Raw genomic sequence first — 14,854 nt, 5'->3', positions numbered from 1 at the left:
GCGACGCGCCACCGTGGGCGCCGGTCGCCGGCCTCGCGCATCGCATCAGTGCGCGGCCGCGTTGTAGAAGGTCACGAGGTCGGCTTTCTCCTGCGGACGCGACGTATCGTCGAGATAGACCATGTGTCCGCCCTGATAGTCCTTGATCGTCAGGTTCGGTTGCGACCCGAGCCGCGCGAGGTCGAGCTCGGTCTGGTAGAACGGCGTCGCGATGTCGTGATACCCGTTCAGCGACAGCACCTTCAGCGACGGATTCAGCGTCAGCGCCGCGGCAAGATCGGGGATCGTGTCGGGCATCGCGAGGCCGTCGTGCGTCCAGTCCCACGTGTTGATCGCATTGCTGCTCAACGAGTAGGCCGACTGTGCGGTGTACTTCAGCTCGTTCGGCAGGTAGCTGCCGATCGTGTCGGTGAACGGCTTCGTGATGAACGAACTCGACGGATCGCCGTCCGCCGCGAGCGGGCTCGACACGGGCACGTTCACACGCGCGTCGTAGCGGCCGATCAGCGTGCCCGGGACCAGCGACAACTGGAAGCTGTTGTCGAAGAAGGTCGGGATCACGTTGAAGTTCGCGTTCCACAGCGCCTGCTTCACGCCGGTCGAGTTCGCCATCGTCGTGACGAGATTCGGCGGCGGCGGCGTATGGCTCGCGAGGTACGCGTTCACGGCAGGCGCGTAGCTGCCGGCCGTCAGCAGCCGCATCTGGTCCGCATACTGCGGCAGATTCGACGGGTTCGGATTGTCGAGCTGGTAGTACGCGCCGACGGCGCCGTACGACGGCACGAAGCCTGCGCAGCTCACCGGGCTCGAACCGTTGTTCGAGTTGCCGATGTAGTCGCTCGCCATGTCGCAGTTCGTGTTGTAGTTCAGGATCGACGACTGCAGCACGATGCCGGCGAGCTTCACGCCGGCCGTCTCGAGCAGGTTCGCGAGCACGTCGGTGCGCGGCGTGCCGTACGACTCGCCGAACAGGTATTTCGGCGAATCGTTGCGCTGGTTCACGGTCAGGTAGCGGACCACGAAATCGCGGAACGCGCCGCCGTCCTGGTCGACGCCCCAGAACGACTGGTTCGTGTTCGGCGCAACCGCTTCGGAGAAACCGGTGCCGATCGCATCGACGAACACGAGGTCGGTCGTGTCGAGCAGGCTTTCCTGGTTGTCGACGAACGGGAACGTCGACGTGTTCGCGTTCGGGTCGCCCGTCTGGATCCGCCGCGGGCCGAACGAGCCGAGGTGCAGCCACACCGATGCCGAGCCGGGGCCGCCGTTGTACAGGAACGTGACGGGCCGCTTCGCCGCGGGCTGGTTGTCGGCCGTGTAGGCGACGTAGAAGAACGACGCTTCGGGCGCGCCCGTCTGCGGATTACGCGCGACGAGGTGGCCGGCCGTGGCCGTGTAATGGATCGTCTTGCCGTTCAGCGTGATCTGGTGATGCGTGACGGCGGCCTTTTCCACCGCGGCGGACGCGTCGAGCGACGCGGTCGCGCTCGACGAATAACTGTTGGGATCGTTGTACGCCCTGTCCACCTGGCTGGCGGGATCGGCTGAATTGTCGGCGCTGGAAGCGGCGGACGACGTCACGTCGTCGTTGCAGGCCGTCAGGATCAGCGAAGAGAACACAACCCCCAACAACAGCTTGGCTTTGCTCGCTGGCATTGTTGCTTTCCTTCTCTCGGATGTTTTTGTATCGAGCAGCCTGATAAGCCGCCCCCCGCCTCGATTGCGGCCGATAAGCCGAGGCGCTGGCCAATATACGCGAGCCCGTCAGCTTTGAAAAATTTTGAAATATTTGGCGGGAGACCGATGCAGCGCACACCTTTCAGGAATGCTTCGATTCATGAAACGTTGCATTTCATGCGCCTTTCATCGACTTTCGCATTTACCCGGCAATACTAAAAAAGTGCGGATTTCGTGCCATATCGCCCAATAAAATCGCGCGATCGCACGTATTGCTCAGTAAAGCGAAATAGACGAATTCGTCTAATGGATATGGCCCGAAATGCGCGTGACACGAATGCGCTGCAGCGCACAAACGGCGCGTCGGCGGCGAAACGGACAATGCGACGGCGCGAACGCGCCGCTCACTCGGATTGCGGAAGCGCGGCCGCGCCCATTCGGCGGGCGATGATCGCCGCGCGCTGCGCGTGGTAGGCCGAACCGCGGTGCGCATCGAACCAGCGCGGCTTCGGCAACATGACCGCGAGGCGCGCCGACTGCCACGCGCCGAGCCGGCTCGCGGGGATCTTGTAGTAATAGCGCGCGGCCGCTTCGGCGCCATACACGCCGCGCCCCCACTCGACGGAATTCAGGTAGATCTCGAAGATCCGCTCCTTGTCGAGCACCGTTTCGAGCATCCACGTGATGATGAGCTCCTGCCCCTTGCGGATGTAGCTCTTCTCGCGCGACAGGAACAGGTTGCGCGCGAGCTGCTGCGTGATCGTCGAGCCGCCCGCGACGATCCGGCCGCGCGCCTTGTTCTTCTCCCACGCCTGCAGGATCGCGTCGACGTCGTAGCCGTTGTTGGTCGCGAAAGTCGAATCTTCCGACGCGATCAGCGCGCGCTTCAGGTTGCGCGAGATCTGGTCGTACGGCACCCACTGGTGCTGGATCTGCGCGGGCGGCTGCTCGCGCGACAGCCACCATGCGTCGGTGCGCATGAACGCGGTCGAGCCCGGATTCACGAACGACCACAGCGCGATCTGCGCGAGATAGAACAGTTGCGTCGCGAGCCACGCGCCCGCGAACACCGCCCCCGCATAGACGATCCAGCGGGCCGGGCTGACCGTCCGCGTGCGCTGCGTGCCGCTCACCGCCGCCACCTGCCGCGCTCCGTTCAGCTCGCCGCGAGCGCCTGGCGCAGCGCGGCAAGCACCGGTGCACCGTCCGGCCGCACACCGCGCCAGATGAAGAACGATTCGGCCGCCTGCTCGACGAGCATCCCGAGCCCGTCGGCCGTGCGCGCACCGAGCGACGCCGCATGCTGCATGAACACGGTCGGCTGCGCGCCATACATCATGTCGTACGCCAGCGTGCCCGCGCCGAACGCGGCCGCGTCGCACGCCGGCAGCGCCGCGTCGAGGCTGCCGGCCGTCGCATTGACGATCACGTCGTACGGCTCCGCGCGCACCACGTCGGGGCCGCCGCCCGCGAGCGTGCAGCCCGCATCGTGCGCGGCCTGCATGAACTGGCCGACGAGCGCCTCGGCCTTGCTCGCGGTGCGGTTCACGATCGTGATCGACAGCGGCGCGCGGTCGAGCAAAGGCAGCACGACACCGCGCGCGGCGCCGCCCGCGCCGAGCAGCAGGATGCGTGCGCCCGCGAGCGACACGCCGAGGTTCGACTCGATGTCGCGCACGAGACCGACGCCATCGGTGTTGTCACCGTGGATACGGCCGTCGGCGTCGATGCGCAGCGTGTTCACCGCACCCGCCGCCGCCGCGCGCGGCGACAGCGTGTCGGCGAGCGCATGCGCTTCGAGCTTGAACGGCACCGTCACGTTCGCGCCGCGACCGCCTTCGGCGACGAACGCACGCACGGCCGCTTCGAAACCGTCGACCGGCGCGAGCCGGTGCGTGTAGTCGATCGGCTCGCCCGTTTGCGCGGCGAACTGCGCGTGGATGAACGGCGACTTGCTGTGCGCCACCGGGTTGCCGAACACCACGTAGCGGTCGGCGCCGCTCGTCGACGCAGCCGCGTTCATGATGCACGCCCCTCTTCGCTATCGTTGCCGTTGCCGCTCGCGGCTTCGCCGCCGACATCCGCCGCCGCACCGTCCGCTTCGGCCAGCGCTTCCGCCTCGGTTTCCGCCGTGGCGTCTTCCGCGTCGATCAGCGTGTCGTCGCCGCCTTCGGCGTCATCCTCTTCCTCGGCCGCATCGCCGCTCGTCACGGTCGGCGCATCGAGCACGTTCAACAACCGCACCGACGCCTCGATCGTCAGCTCGTCGAGCGACATCACGTCGAGCAGCACGCGCGTGCCGCGCGCATGCACGCCGAGCCCCGGCACATGCAGCAGCAGCGGAATTTCCTCGAGGCGCACGAGATCGCCCTTCACCACCGCCGCGACGACCTGCTTCTTCTGCTCCTGCGCGAGCCAGCGCAGGCACCAGAAATACTCCATCCGGCGCTGGTAGTCGGCGTAGGCCGTGTAGGTGTCGTCGAAGCCCTGCACGACCGCATACAGGTCGGCATCCTTCGGCTTGAACGGCGCGGCGAGCTTCGCGGTGACGCCATGCTGCACGCACGCGAGCAGTTGCCACTGGTTGACCAGATCGACGTAGCGGCGCAGCGGCGACGTGCTCCACGCGTACTGCGGCACGCCGAGGCCTTCGTGCGGCGCGGCCGTCGTCTGCATCCGCGTGCGCTTCGGGCCCGGCGCGCCGAAGCCGCGCTGCGAGCGGTAGATGCCGGGCACCGTGTGGTCATGCAGGAACGCGCCCCAGGTCGAGTTCGCGAGGATCGCGAGCTCCGACACGATCAAGTCGAGCGGCGACCCGCGGCGGCGCGGCGTGATCGACACGTGCTCGCCGTCGACGTAGAAGTTGTAGTCGGTGTTGCGCTGCACTTCGCGCTTCAGGCCGTAGCCCGCGCGCGCAAGCTGGCGCTTCTCGAACAGCGCCTGCGCGAGCGGCCACAGCACGGCGATGTCGTCCTTGTGCGGATACTCGCCGGTGCCGGCCGCGAGCGTCTCTTCGTTGACGAGCTCGTCGAGCGTGTTGTGACGCAGGTTGTTCTTCACGAACACGAGTTCGGCGCGCGTCTCGTTCGCGACGATGTCCTGCGTTTCGCGGTTGACGATGATGTACAGCGACAGCGCCGGGCGGTAATCGCCCTCCTTCAGCGTGAACACGTCGACGACGTCGTCCGGCAGCATCGTGATCTTGTCGCCGGGCATGTAGACGGTCGACAGGCGCGTGCGCGCGATCGCGTCGACCGCGTCGCCGCGCACGATGCCGAGCGCCGGCGCGGCGATGTGCACGCCGATCCGCACGCGGCCGTCGGACAGGTGCTCGACCGAGAATGCGTCGTCAATTTCGGTCGTCGTGATGTCGTCGATCGAGAAGGCCTCGACGTTCGCGCGCGGCAGGTCGTCCGGCAGCGCGCCGACCGTGACGGGCGGAAAGCCCGTGCCGTGCGGGAAGAACTCCGCGAGGAAGCGCGCCTCGTGCAGCGCGCGCGGCGACGCGATGCCGCCGCAGTCGAGCATCAGGCGCGCCGGCGACACGCCGCGTGCGCCGGCCGCCGCTTCCATCGCCTTGTATTCGATCGCGTTCTTGTCCGGCCGCGTCAGCAGCCCGAGCACCTTGCCCGCGAACGCTTCCGGCAGCTTGCCGGCCTTCAGTTCCTCTTCATACTGCACCTGGACGAGCGCCTGCTGGCGCTTGCGCTCGAGCGACGCGAGCGCCATCTTGAGCTGCTCTTCCGGCGCGCGCTGGTACTGGCCGCGCCCCTTGCGGCGGAAATAGACGGGCGAGCCGTGCAGCCGCAGCACCAGCGCCGCACGCTCGACCGGGCCGTACGTCGCGCCGAAGTACTCCGCGGCCAGCGCCGTATAGGCGAACTCGTCGGACGGCGCGCATTCCCACAGGAAATCCAGATCGATCTGCTGCGCGGCCGTGTCGGCCTCCTGCATCAGCTCGCCCGCGGCCGGCTTGTCGAATTCGATCAGTACGTCTTTCGCGCGCACCTTCGCACGCCGCCCGCCGGGCAACTCGACCTGAAATGCGTCGCCCTGGCGCGACAGCACGCTGCCCGCCTTGAAACTGCCCGATTCCTCGAAGAAAACGTTCACTCAGTACTCTCGTTCAGACTGCCGGGCGCCGCGTCGGCGGCGCCGCATGATGATGGGGATTCGATCGGCACGGGGCCGGTTTATCGCGCTTTTCCGTCGCAAAACGCGAGAACGTCGTCGACATAGTCGGCAAATTCGCTGATCCCGTGATCGCTGCCGTCGATCACGCGGGTGTTCGCGCCCGGGTAATGGGCCAGCATCTCGCGATAGTCGAGCACTTCGTCGCCGGTCGCCGCGAACAGATAGTAGCGTTCAGCACGCGTGATTGCCGGCACCCGCAGCGCGTCGAGCTCGTGCAGGTGATGGCGCTCGACGACGATCGTGCCGCCGCCGTGCCACAGCGGCTGTTCGCCCAGATGCTGCTCGAGATCGCGCTGCGGCACGATGGCCGGATTCAGCAGCACGGCCTTCCAGCCGTGCTTCTCGGCCAGCCAGGTCGCGTAATAGCCGCCGAGCGAGCTGCCGATCACGGTCACGTCGCGTGCGCCCGCGACCTCGGCTTCCGCGACGGCGATCGCCTCGAGCGGCGACACCGACAGCGACGGGCAGCGCCACTCGTCCGTACGGCCGAGTTCGGCCATGCGCGCGGCGAGAAGCCGCGACTTCTGCGATTCCGGCGACGACCGGAAGCCGTGCAGATACAGGATCACGTGCGGCTCCCGAGCGCATCGAGCAGCTTCTGGTGCACGCCGCCGAAGCCGCCGTTGCTCATCACGAGCACGTGGTCGCCCGGGCGCGCGGCCTCGACGACGGCCTTCACCAGCAGGTGGAGATCATCGAACGCGCGCGCGTTGCCGCCAAGCGGCGCAAGCGCCTCGGCGAGATTCCAGCCGAGCGCGTCGCGCCCCGTCGGCGCGCCGTAACCGAACACGAGATCGGCATCGGCCAGGCTCGCCGGCAATTGCGACTTCATCACGCCGAGCTTCATCGTGTTCGAGCGCGGCTCGAGCACCGCGAGGATGCGGGCATTCTGGCTGCCGATGCGCGCACGAAGGCCGGCGATCGTGGTTTCGATCGCGGTCGGATGGTGCGCGAAGTCGTCGTACACGGTCACGCCGTCCACGCTGCCGCGTACTTCCATGCGGCGCTTCACGTTGCGGAACGATGCGAGGGACGCGGCGGCCTGCGCGGGCGGCACGCCGACGTGGCGCGCGGCGGCGATGGCTGCCAACGCATTCATCCGGTTGTGATCGCCCTGCACCTGCCACGCGACTTCGCCGACGCGTTCGGCGTGCGCATACACCGCGAAGCGCTCGTCGACCGGCACGCCGTCCTCGGCCGGCAGCGCCTGCCAGCCGCCGTCGACGCCGAACCGCTCGACCTCGCTCCAGCAGCCGCGCGCCAGCACGCGCTCGAGCGCGTCGGAGCGGCCGTTCGTGACGATCCGGCCGACACCGGGCACGGTACGCACGAGATGATGGAATTGCGTCTCGATCGCGGCGAGATCCGGGAAGATGTCGGCGTGATCGAATTCCAGGTTGTTCAGCACCGCGGTGCGCGGCCGGTAGTGGACGAACTTCGAGCGCTTGTCAAAGAACGCCGTATCGTATTCGTCGGCCTCGATCACGAAGAAGCTCGAATCGGTCAGCCGCGCCGACACGCCGAAGTTCAGCGGCACGCCGCCGATCAGGAAACCCGGGTTCAGCCCCGAGTCTTCCAGCAGCCACGCGAGCATCGACGACGTGGTCGTCTTGCCGTGCGTGCCCGCCACCGCCAGCACCCATTTGCCCGCCAGCACGTGCTCGCCGAGCCACTGCGGGCCCGACACGTAAGGCAGGCCGCGATCGAGGATCGCCTCCATCAGCGGGTTGCCGCGCGTGACGACGTTGCCGATCACGAACAGGTCCGGTTTCAGGTCGATCTGTTCGGCGCCGTAGCCCTCGATCAGCGTGATGCCCTGCGACTCGAGCTGCGTGCTCATCGGCGGATAGACGCCCGCGTCGCAACCCGTCACCGTGTGGCCCGCCTCGCGCGCGAGTACGGCGAGACCGCCCATGAAGGTGCCGCAGATGCCAAGAATGTGGATGTGCATAGATGAATGCTTTCGCGCCGCCGGGCGCCGTCGATTCGGAAAAGATGCGTCTGCGGCGCGCCGGACAGGCCGTGCGACCGGCGCTCGTCGCCGCGACACAAAGAGCAGTATTGTAACTGACGGCCTGCCATGCCCGGCGGCCCGAACGATGCGCGCGAACGGCGCCGACGCGCCGGGCGGCAGGCGGCCGCCCCCGTGCTCGGGCGCCGCAGCGATCGAGTATGATTGCCGGATCATGTCTCGCAAACCTCTTGTCGACCCGCGGCGCGTCCGCGAGGAAATCGCCCAGTCCGCCGCCCGCCTGATCGCGGAGGACGGCCTGGACTACGCCAGCGCGAAACGCAAGGCCGCGCGCCAGTTGCTGGGCGATTCGCGCGTTGCCGGCGAATGGCTGCCGGATAACGACCAGATCGAGGAAGAACTGCGCGAGTACCTCGCACTGTTCCAGAGCGATACGCAGCCGGACGAACTGCGCCGCCTGCGCGAAGTCGCGCTCGACTGGATGCAGCGGCTCGCCGAGTTCCGTCCGTATGTGACGGGCGCCGTGCTGAACGGCACCGCGAACGCGCATTCGGACATCCATTTGCAGGCATTCCCCGACAACCCGAAGGACGTCGCGATTTACCTGCTGAACCAGAACGTCCAGTACGACGTGTCCGAGACGCGGCACTTCGCGGGCCGCGACGACGTCGAGACGCTGAGTTTCCTGTGGCGCCCGCGGCGCGACGTGGACGCAATCGGCATCCACCTCGCGCTCTATGCGAGCGACGACCTGCGCGGTGCGGTCAAGGCCGACGCGCGCGGCCGCGTCGCCCGCGCGGATGCCACCGCGCTGCGCGCGCTCGTCGAGGCGGGCAAGGCCCCTTCCGAACCGGAATGATTCAACGATGATGATGAAACGCATGATGGCGCTCGCGGTGGTCGCGGCTGCCGCCGTTGCCGGCGGGATCTCCGCCGGCCATTGGTTCCGCGGCAGTGCCGACGACGGTGTCGCCGTCGCCGCGCCCGCCGCACAGGGCAACCCGGTCGACCAGTTGTGGGCGTCGTCGCTGACGGACGTCGACGGCAAGCCGGTCACGCTGGCGGCCTTCAAGGGCCAGAAGGTCGTCGTCAATTTCTGGGCGTCGTGGTGCGGCCCGTGCGTCGAGGAGATGCCCGAGCTCGTCGCGCTGTCGCACCAGTACAAGCAGAAAGGCATCCGTTTCATCGGGATCGGCGTCGATTCCGGGCAGAACGTGAAGAACTTTCTGCAGAAAGTGAAGGTCGACTATCCGGTTTTCGTCAGCGGATATGCGGGCGCCGATCTGGCCCGTAATTTTGGGAATACCGCCGGTGCGTTGCCGTTCACGGTCGTCATCGACCAGACCGGCAAGATTCGCGAGACAAAATTGGGACAAATCCAGCCGGCCGAGCTGAAAAAGACGCTCGACGCGCTGTAATCTGCCCGAACGACGGCCCGCACGTTGGCGGCGATTTGTAGGTCGATCGCCGCAATTTCGCGTGAATTCGCCGATACTTTGCATCCGCACCGGTAATTCTTGCGGGTCCGGCGCGCGCGGCCGTTCGGCGAAACTAGACAAAATTCTCTAAATAGCGCTAAAGTTCGCGCAATTCCGCAGAAATAGAAGCGACCATGACACGATTGCTGGTGCTGCACGGCCCCAACCTGAACCTTCTCGGCACCCGGGAACCGGAGGTGTACGGCCACGTCACGCTGGCGCAGATCGATCAGGCGCTTGCCGCACGCGCCCGGGAAGCCGGTGCCGAACTGTCGTCGTTCCAGAGCAACCATGAAGGTGCGCTGGTCGACCGCATCCAGGCCGCGCGGGAGGAACAGACCGATTTCATCCTGATCAATCCGGCCGCGTATACGCACACGAGCGTCGCGATCCGGGACGCGATCGCCGGCGTTGGCATCCCGTTCGTCGAGGTTCACTTGTCGAACGTGCATCGCCGCGAAGCGTTCAGGCACCACTCCTACTTTTCCGACCAGGCCGAAGGCGTGATCTGCGGGCTTGGCTGGAAAGGTTATCTGTACGCGCTCGAGTACGCGCTGGACAAGCTGCAAGGCACGTCGCGCGGCTGATTTCGCGATCTAGATTCAGCGCCGGCCCCTAACCGGCGCTTTTACGTATTGAAAGGGGAATTCCCGATGGATCTTCGTAAGCTGAAAACTCTGATCGACCTCGTCTCCGAATCCGGCATCTCCGAGCTGGAAGTGACGGAAGGCGAAGGCAAGGTGCGCATCGTCAAGAACGCGCCGCCGGTCTACGTGCAGCCGACGGCTGGGTATGTCCCGCAAGTCAGCGCGCCCGCTCCGTCGTTCGCGCAACCGACCGAAGGTGCCGCTGCACCGGCAGCCGGCGCTGCAGCGCCCGCCGTGCCGCAGGGCCATGTCGTGACGTCGCCGATGGTCGGCACGTTCTATCGCGCACCGTCGCCGGGCGCCGACCCGTTCGTCCAGGTCGGCGACACGGTCAAGGAAGGCCAGACGATCTGCATCATCGAAGCGATGAAGCTGCTCAACGAGATCGAGTCGGACAAGGCCGGCGTGGTCAAGGAAATCCTCGTCGAGAACGGCCAGGCCGTCGAATACGGCCAGCCGCTTTTCGTGATCGGCTAAGCCCGCCGCGCGGCCAGCCGGCCGCGCGCCGCCGATGCTCGCCAGGCGCCGTTCGCGCGCCCCTCGAAGAGACGAATACTCGCTATGTTTGAAAAAATCCTCATTGCCAATCGCGGTGAAATCGCGCTGCGCATTCAGCGCGCGTGCCGCGAGCTCGGCGTCAAGACGGTGGTCGTCTACTCGGAAGCCGACAAGGAAGCCAAGTACGTGCGCCTCGCGGACGAAGCCGTCTGTATCGGCCCGGCCCCGTCGAACCTGAGCTACCTGAACATGCCGGCGCTGATCAGCGCCGCGGAAGTCACCGATGCCGAGGCGATCCACCCCGGCTACGGCTTCCTGTCGGAGAACGCCGATTTCGCGGAGCGCGTCGAGCAGTCGGGCTTCACGTTCATCGGCCCGCGCCCGGAAACGATCCGCATGATGGGTGACAAGGTCACCGCGAAGCAGACGATGATCAAGACCGGCGTGCCGTGCGTGCCGGGCTCGGAAGGCGCGTTGCCGGACGATCCGAAAGAGATCGTGAAGATTGCGCGCTCGATCGGCTATCCGGTCATCATCAAGGCCGCCGGCGGCGGCGGCGGTCGCGGGATGCGCGTCGTGCACACCGAGGCCGCGCTCGTCAACGCGGTCAACATGACCCGCGAGGAAGCCGGCCGTGCGTTCGGCAACCCGCAGGTGTACATGGAGAAGTTCCTCGAGAACCCGCGCCACATCGAGATTCAGGTGCTGTCCGACGCGTACAAGAACGCGATCTGGCTCGGCGAGCGCGATTGCTCGATGCAGCGCCGCCACCAGAAGGTGATCGAGGAAGCGCCGGCGCCCGGCATTCCGCGCCGCCTGATCGACCGCATCGGCGACCGCTGCGCGGACGCATGCAAGAAGATGGGCTACCTCGGCGCGGGCACGTTCGAGTTCCTGTACGAAAACGGCGAGTTCTACTTCATCGAGATGAACACGCGCGTGCAGGTCGAGCACCCGGTGTCGGAAATGATCACCGGCGTCGATATCGTGCAGGAACAGATCCGCATCGCGGCCGGCGAGAAGCTCGCGCTGCGCCAGCGCGACATCCAGTTCCGCGGACATGCGATCGAATGCCGGATCAACGCCGAGGATCCGTTCAAGTTCACGCCGTCGCCGGGCCGGATCACGTCGTGGCATACGCCGGGCGGCCCCGGCGTGCGCGTCGACTCGCATGCCTACAATGGCTATTTCGTGCCGCCGAACTATGATTCGATGATCGGCAAGCTGATCACCTACGGCGCCACGCGCGACCAGGCGATCCGCCGGATGCGCATCGCGCTGTCGGAAATGGTCGTCGAAGGCATCCAGACCAACATCCCGCTGCACCGCGAGCTGATGATCGACTCGAAGTTCGTCGAAGGCGGCACCAGCATCCATTACCTCGAAAACCGGCTCGCGCAGAAGCAGCAGGTCGCACCGGAAGAAGCGTAAGCATGAGTTATCGCGAACTCGTCGTCGAACTGGCCCGTGAGCATGCGGAGGCATTGTCCGACGCGCTGCTCGAACTCGGTGCGCTGTCGGTGTCCGTCGAGGACGCCGACGCCGACACGCCCGACGAACAGCCGCTCTTCGGCGAGCCGGGCCTCGTGCCCGATCGCACCGCGTGGCAGCACTCGCGCGTGGTCGCGCTGCTGTCGGCCGACCACGAGCCGGCCGTGCTGCTCGCGGCGGCCGCGAATGAAATCGGCGTCACCGAGACGCCGACCTTCACCGTCCGCGAAGTCGAGGAACAGGACTGGGTACGGCTCACGCAATCGCAGTTCGAACCGATCCCGATCGGCGAGCGGATCTGGGTCGTGCCGTCGTGGCACGATGCGCCCGATCCCGACGCGCTCGTCCTCGAACTCGACCCCGGCCTCGCGTTCGGCACCGGCAGCCACCCGACCACGCGCCTTTGCATGGAATGGCTCGAGCAGTCGGTGAAGCCCGGCCAGTCGGTGCTCGACTACGGCTGCGGCTCCGGCATTCTCGCGATCCTCGCGAAGAAATGCGGGGCGAACCCCGTCATCGGTATCGACATCGATCCGCAGGCGGTCGAATCGGCGCGGCAGAACAGCGAACGCAACCGTGCGGAAGTCACGTACGGGCTGCCCGATGCATGCCCGGAAGGCGAATTCGACATCGTCGTCGCGAACATCCTGTCGAACCCGCTGAAGCTGATGGCGTCGATGCTGGCGTCGAAGGTCAAACCGGGCGGGCGCATCGCGCTGTCGGGCGTGCTCGCGCGTCAGGCGGACGAAGTCGCGGCTGTCTACGCGCGCTACGTCGACATCGCGGTCTGGCGCGAACACGAAGGTTGGGTATGCCTCGCCGGAACCCGGCGGGAAAGCCATTAGAATAGCGCTGTCCTTCACTCTGGCCAGCAGGCCGCCCGGCTCGACATGCTTCTTGCGACGCGCTGCCCTCATTGCGAAACCGTCTTCCGGCTGCAGCAGGAACAGCTCTCGCTGCATCAAGGGCTCGTGCGCTGCGGGCATTGCCACGAAGTCTTCAACGCGTCCGAATCGCTCGTTCCCGAGCACGCGCAGCAGCCCGAACCGGTCTTGACCGAAACGGCTGCCGCGCCGGACGACGGCGACGCGCACCAGCAGGCCGCGCCGCCACGGCTGTTCACCGGCACACCGGCCGCCGGGTCGCCATCCGACACCGATTACAAGCCGGAAGGCTGGGACATGTGGGCGCCGTGGCTCGACGCCGGTGTCGATCCGTCGCTGCAGCACAGCGTGGAGACCATACGCACCGAGCCACTGGTGCCGCTCGCGCTCCCGGACACGGAAGCCGGTGTCATTCACCTGTCGGGTACGCCCGCACCGATCGCCTCCTCCCCGGCCGAACTGGACGCCTCCGCCGCCATCGAGTCACCGACCGAAGCGCATTCGACACAGCCGCAACACGAAACGGAAGTTCCGGCCGCCCCCATTGCGTCGCCGACCGTCGAGCGCGACCCGCGTGAGCCCCGCTTCGTCGCCCACGTTCCGTCAGACGCGAATACCGCTGCCGATGACGCCGAGCCCGTCGGCAACACGCACTTCGCCGCGCCGGAAGACGAACGCGCGCCGCGCGAACCGCGTTTCGCATTTGCTCCGGCACCGGCTGTAACCGAAGCCGAACCCGAGCCCGAACCCAGCGCCGGCATCACGCGGCACGACAAGACACCGACCGCGGCCACCGACGAGCCGGTCGCCCCGTTCCCGGCCGCGCTGACCGACGACGATCGCCCGCACTTCGCCGTCACGCGCGAGACGCGCGCGCCGCAGCGGCGCGGGATGCTCGGCGGCTTTTTCGGCGGCCTGGTCGCCGCCGTGCTGGCCGTGCTGCTCGTCGCGCAACTCGCGTGGTGGCAACGCGAAACGCTGATGATCTACTGGCCCGTCACGCAGGGCTGGTTCCGGCAGGCCTGCGCGCCGCTCGGCTGCACGGTCGCGCCGCCGCGCGCGATCGACGGCCTGCGGCTCGACGCGACCGACCTGCGCCAGCTCGACGGCCCGCGCGAGCTCGAACTGAAGGTACCGCTGACGAACCGCTATCGCGTCGCGCTGGCGTATCCGTCGCTCGAGCTGACGCTGCTCGACGACACCAATCACGTAACCGTGCGCCGCGTGCTCGCGCCGCGCGACTACGTGCGCCCGGGCACGCCGATCGACGCCGGGCTGCCGCCCGGTACGACGCAGACGATGATCGTCCGCCTCGAAACGAACGGCACGCCCGCCTCGAATTTCCGCGTCCAGATCTTCTATCCGTGACGCGCCGCGGCGCGCGCAGGCGCGCCCGTCTCAACCCGCGCGCCCGAGCGGCGCGCTATTTCGGAGCACGAACATGAGCAAAGTTACGCTGGGTGGCAACCCGATCGATCTCGCCGGCACGTTCCCGGCCGTCGGTGCGCAAGCCGCCGATTTCAAGTTGGTCGGCAAGGACCTCGCCGACCTGTCGCTCGCCAGCTTCGCCGGCAAGCGCAAGGTGCTGAACATCGTGCCGAGCCTCGACACGCCGACCTGCGCGACGTCGACCCGCAAGTTCAACGAAGCCGCATCGTCGCTCGACAACACGGTCGTGGTCGTCGTGTCCGCCGACCTGCCGTTCGCCGCCACGCGGTTCTGCACGACCGAAGGCCTCGAGAACGTCGTGACGGCTTCGACGTTCCGCAGCGGCCGCGCGTTCGCGAACGCGTACGGCGTCGACGTGACGAGCGGCCCGCTGAACGGCCTGACCGCACGTGCGGTCGTCGTGCTCGACGCGCAGGACAAGGTGATCCACGCCGAACTCGTCGGCGAGATCAAGGACGAGCCGAACTACGACGCCGCGCTCGCCGCACTGAAGTAATCCGCTGCCGCCCGGCCCTGCCGCGCGAGGCCCGACGGGCCCGCCGCGCGCCGGCCGGGCGGCGCCTC

General features: G+C 67.1%; 14 protein-coding genes. 8 read left to right on the top strand and 6 right to left on the bottom strand.

The genetic code is table 11. The annotated features are described in order from the left end of the window. Positions 1-45: 45 nt before the first annotated feature. The 6 genes from ACN22W_RS03025 to mpl form a co-directional block, all read right to left on the bottom strand. Positions 46-1,656, bottom strand: a complete 1,611-nt coding sequence (locus tag ACN22W_RS03025) for a S10 family peptidase (RefSeq protein WP_419686172.1) — start codon at positions 1,654-1,656, stop codon at positions 46-48. A 425-nt stretch (positions 1,657-2,081) separates the two neighbouring features. Further along, a complete protein-coding gene (mtgA, locus tag ACN22W_RS03020) occupies positions 2,082-2,819 on the bottom strand; it encodes a monofunctional biosynthetic peptidoglycan transglycosylase (protein ID WP_419686170.1) in 738 nt (245 codons plus the stop codon). A 14-nt stretch (positions 2,820-2,833) separates the two neighbouring features. Then, entirely contained in the window at positions 2,834-3,700 is an 867-nt protein-coding gene (aroE, locus tag ACN22W_RS03015) for a shikimate dehydrogenase (RefSeq protein ID WP_419686168.1), read from the bottom strand. After that, entirely contained in the window at positions 3,697-5,790 is a 2,094-nt protein-coding gene (locus tag ACN22W_RS03010; RefSeq protein WP_419686167.1) for an RNB domain-containing ribonuclease, read from the bottom strand. The genes aroE and ACN22W_RS03010 overlap by 4 nt, the downstream gene beginning before the upstream one ends. 80 nt (positions 5,791-5,870) lie before the next feature. Next, positions 5,871-6,440: a YqiA/YcfP family alpha/beta fold hydrolase gene (locus ACN22W_RS03005; RefSeq protein WP_048251166.1), complete on the bottom strand. Its 570-nt coding sequence runs from the start codon at positions 6,438-6,440 to the stop codon at positions 5,871-5,873. Further along, positions 6,437-7,822, bottom strand: a complete 1,386-nt coding sequence (gene mpl, locus ACN22W_RS03000) for a UDP-N-acetylmuramate:L-alanyl-gamma-D-glutamyl-meso-diaminopimelate ligase (protein WP_419686166.1) — start codon at positions 7,820-7,822, stop codon at positions 6,437-6,439. The genes ACN22W_RS03005 and mpl overlap by 4 nt, the downstream gene beginning before the upstream one ends. A 235-nt stretch (positions 7,823-8,057) precedes the next feature. On the opposite strand from mpl, the gene ACN22W_RS02995 reads away from it, so the two are divergent. The 8 genes from ACN22W_RS02995 to tpx all read left to right on the top strand — a co-directional run bounded on the left by ACN22W_RS02995 (position 8,058) and on the right by tpx (position 14,786). Beyond that, positions 8,058-8,702, top strand: coding sequence for a UDP-N-acetylmuramate--alanine ligase (locus ACN22W_RS02995; protein ID WP_412022511.1), 645 nt, complete (start codon positions 8,058-8,060; stop codon positions 8,700-8,702). 7 nt (positions 8,703-8,709) lie between these two features. Then, positions 8,710-9,261: a TlpA family protein disulfide reductase gene (locus ACN22W_RS02990; protein WP_129513667.1), complete on the top strand. Its 552-nt coding sequence runs from the start codon at positions 8,710-8,712 to the stop codon at positions 9,259-9,261. 194 nt (positions 9,262-9,455) lie between these two features. Beyond that, entirely contained in the window at positions 9,456-9,908 is a 453-nt protein-coding gene (gene aroQ, locus ACN22W_RS02985) for a type II 3-dehydroquinate dehydratase (RefSeq protein WP_111015348.1), read from the top strand. Positions 9,909-9,974: 66 nt separating this feature from the next. After that, the gene (gene accB / locus ACN22W_RS02980) at positions 9,975-10,445 is read left to right on the top strand and encodes an acetyl-CoA carboxylase biotin carboxyl carrier protein (protein ID WP_412022513.1); all 471 of its coding nucleotides are present in this window, start codon (positions 9,975-9,977) and stop codon (positions 10,443-10,445) included. 84 nt (positions 10,446-10,529) lie between these two features. After that, positions 10,530-11,897 (top strand): acetyl-CoA carboxylase biotin carboxylase subunit, encoded by a 1,368-nt coding sequence (gene accC / locus ACN22W_RS02975; RefSeq protein ID WP_193097593.1) that lies wholly within the window; start codon positions 10,530-10,532, stop codon positions 11,895-11,897. A gap of 2 nt (positions 11,898-11,899) precedes the next feature. Further along, positions 11,900-12,802 carry a 50S ribosomal protein L11 methyltransferase gene (gene prmA / locus ACN22W_RS02970; RefSeq protein ID WP_419686165.1) on the top strand — a complete coding sequence of 301 codons (903 nt, stop codon included), beginning with the start codon at positions 11,900-11,902 and terminating at the stop codon, positions 12,800-12,802. A 45-nt stretch (positions 12,803-12,847) separates the two neighbouring features. After that, positions 12,848-14,209 carry a DUF3426 domain-containing protein gene (locus ACN22W_RS02965; protein ID WP_419686164.1) on the top strand — a complete coding sequence of 454 codons (1,362 nt, stop codon included), beginning with the start codon at positions 12,848-12,850 and terminating at the stop codon, positions 14,207-14,209. A 73-nt stretch (positions 14,210-14,282) separates the two neighbouring features. Further along, positions 14,283-14,786, top strand: coding sequence for a thiol peroxidase (tpx, locus tag ACN22W_RS02960; RefSeq protein WP_048251159.1), 504 nt, complete (start codon positions 14,283-14,285; stop codon positions 14,784-14,786). The last annotated feature ends 68 nt before the right edge of the window (positions 14,787-14,854 follow it).

The organism is Burkholderia theae (assembly GCF_048565265.1).
GTDB classification, from domain to species: Bacteria; Pseudomonadota; Gammaproteobacteria; order Burkholderiales; family Burkholderiaceae; genus Burkholderia; species Burkholderia theae.
Note: the sequence above shows the minus strand (reverse complement) of the source record. Positions and strands in the feature narration are given on the sequence as shown.

Coding starts and splice junctions, on each gene's coding strand:
- ACN22W_RS02995 (WP_412022511.1), top strand. CDS start 8,058: ATGTCTCGCAAACCTCTTGTCGACCCGCGGCGCGTCCGCGAGGAAATC.
- mpl (WP_419686166.1), bottom strand. CDS start 7,822: ATGCACATCCACATTCTTGGCATCTGCGGCACCTTCATGGGCGGTCTC.
- ACN22W_RS03025 (WP_419686172.1), bottom strand. CDS start 1,656: ATGCCAGCGAGCAAAGCCAAGCTGTTGTTGGGGGTTGTGTTCTCTTCG.
- aroQ (WP_111015348.1), top strand. CDS start 9,456: ATGACACGATTGCTGGTGCTGCACGGCCCCAACCTGAACCTTCTCGGC.
- prmA (WP_419686165.1), top strand. CDS start 11,900: ATGAGTTATCGCGAACTCGTCGTCGAACTGGCCCGTGAGCATGCGGAG.
- ACN22W_RS02965 (WP_419686164.1), top strand. CDS start 12,848: ATGCTTCTTGCGACGCGCTGCCCTCATTGCGAAACCGTCTTCCGGCTG.
- ACN22W_RS02990 (WP_129513667.1), top strand. CDS start 8,710: ATGATGATGAAACGCATGATGGCGCTCGCGGTGGTCGCGGCTGCCGCC.
- aroE (WP_419686168.1), bottom strand. CDS start 3,700: ATGAACGCGGCTGCGTCGACGAGCGGCGCCGACCGCTACGTGGTGTTC.
- accB (WP_412022513.1), top strand. CDS start 9,975: ATGGATCTTCGTAAGCTGAAAACTCTGATCGACCTCGTCTCCGAATCC.
- tpx (WP_048251159.1), top strand. CDS start 14,283: ATGAGCAAAGTTACGCTGGGTGGCAACCCGATCGATCTCGCCGGCACG.
- accC (WP_193097593.1), top strand. CDS start 10,530: ATGTTTGAAAAAATCCTCATTGCCAATCGCGGTGAAATCGCGCTGCGC.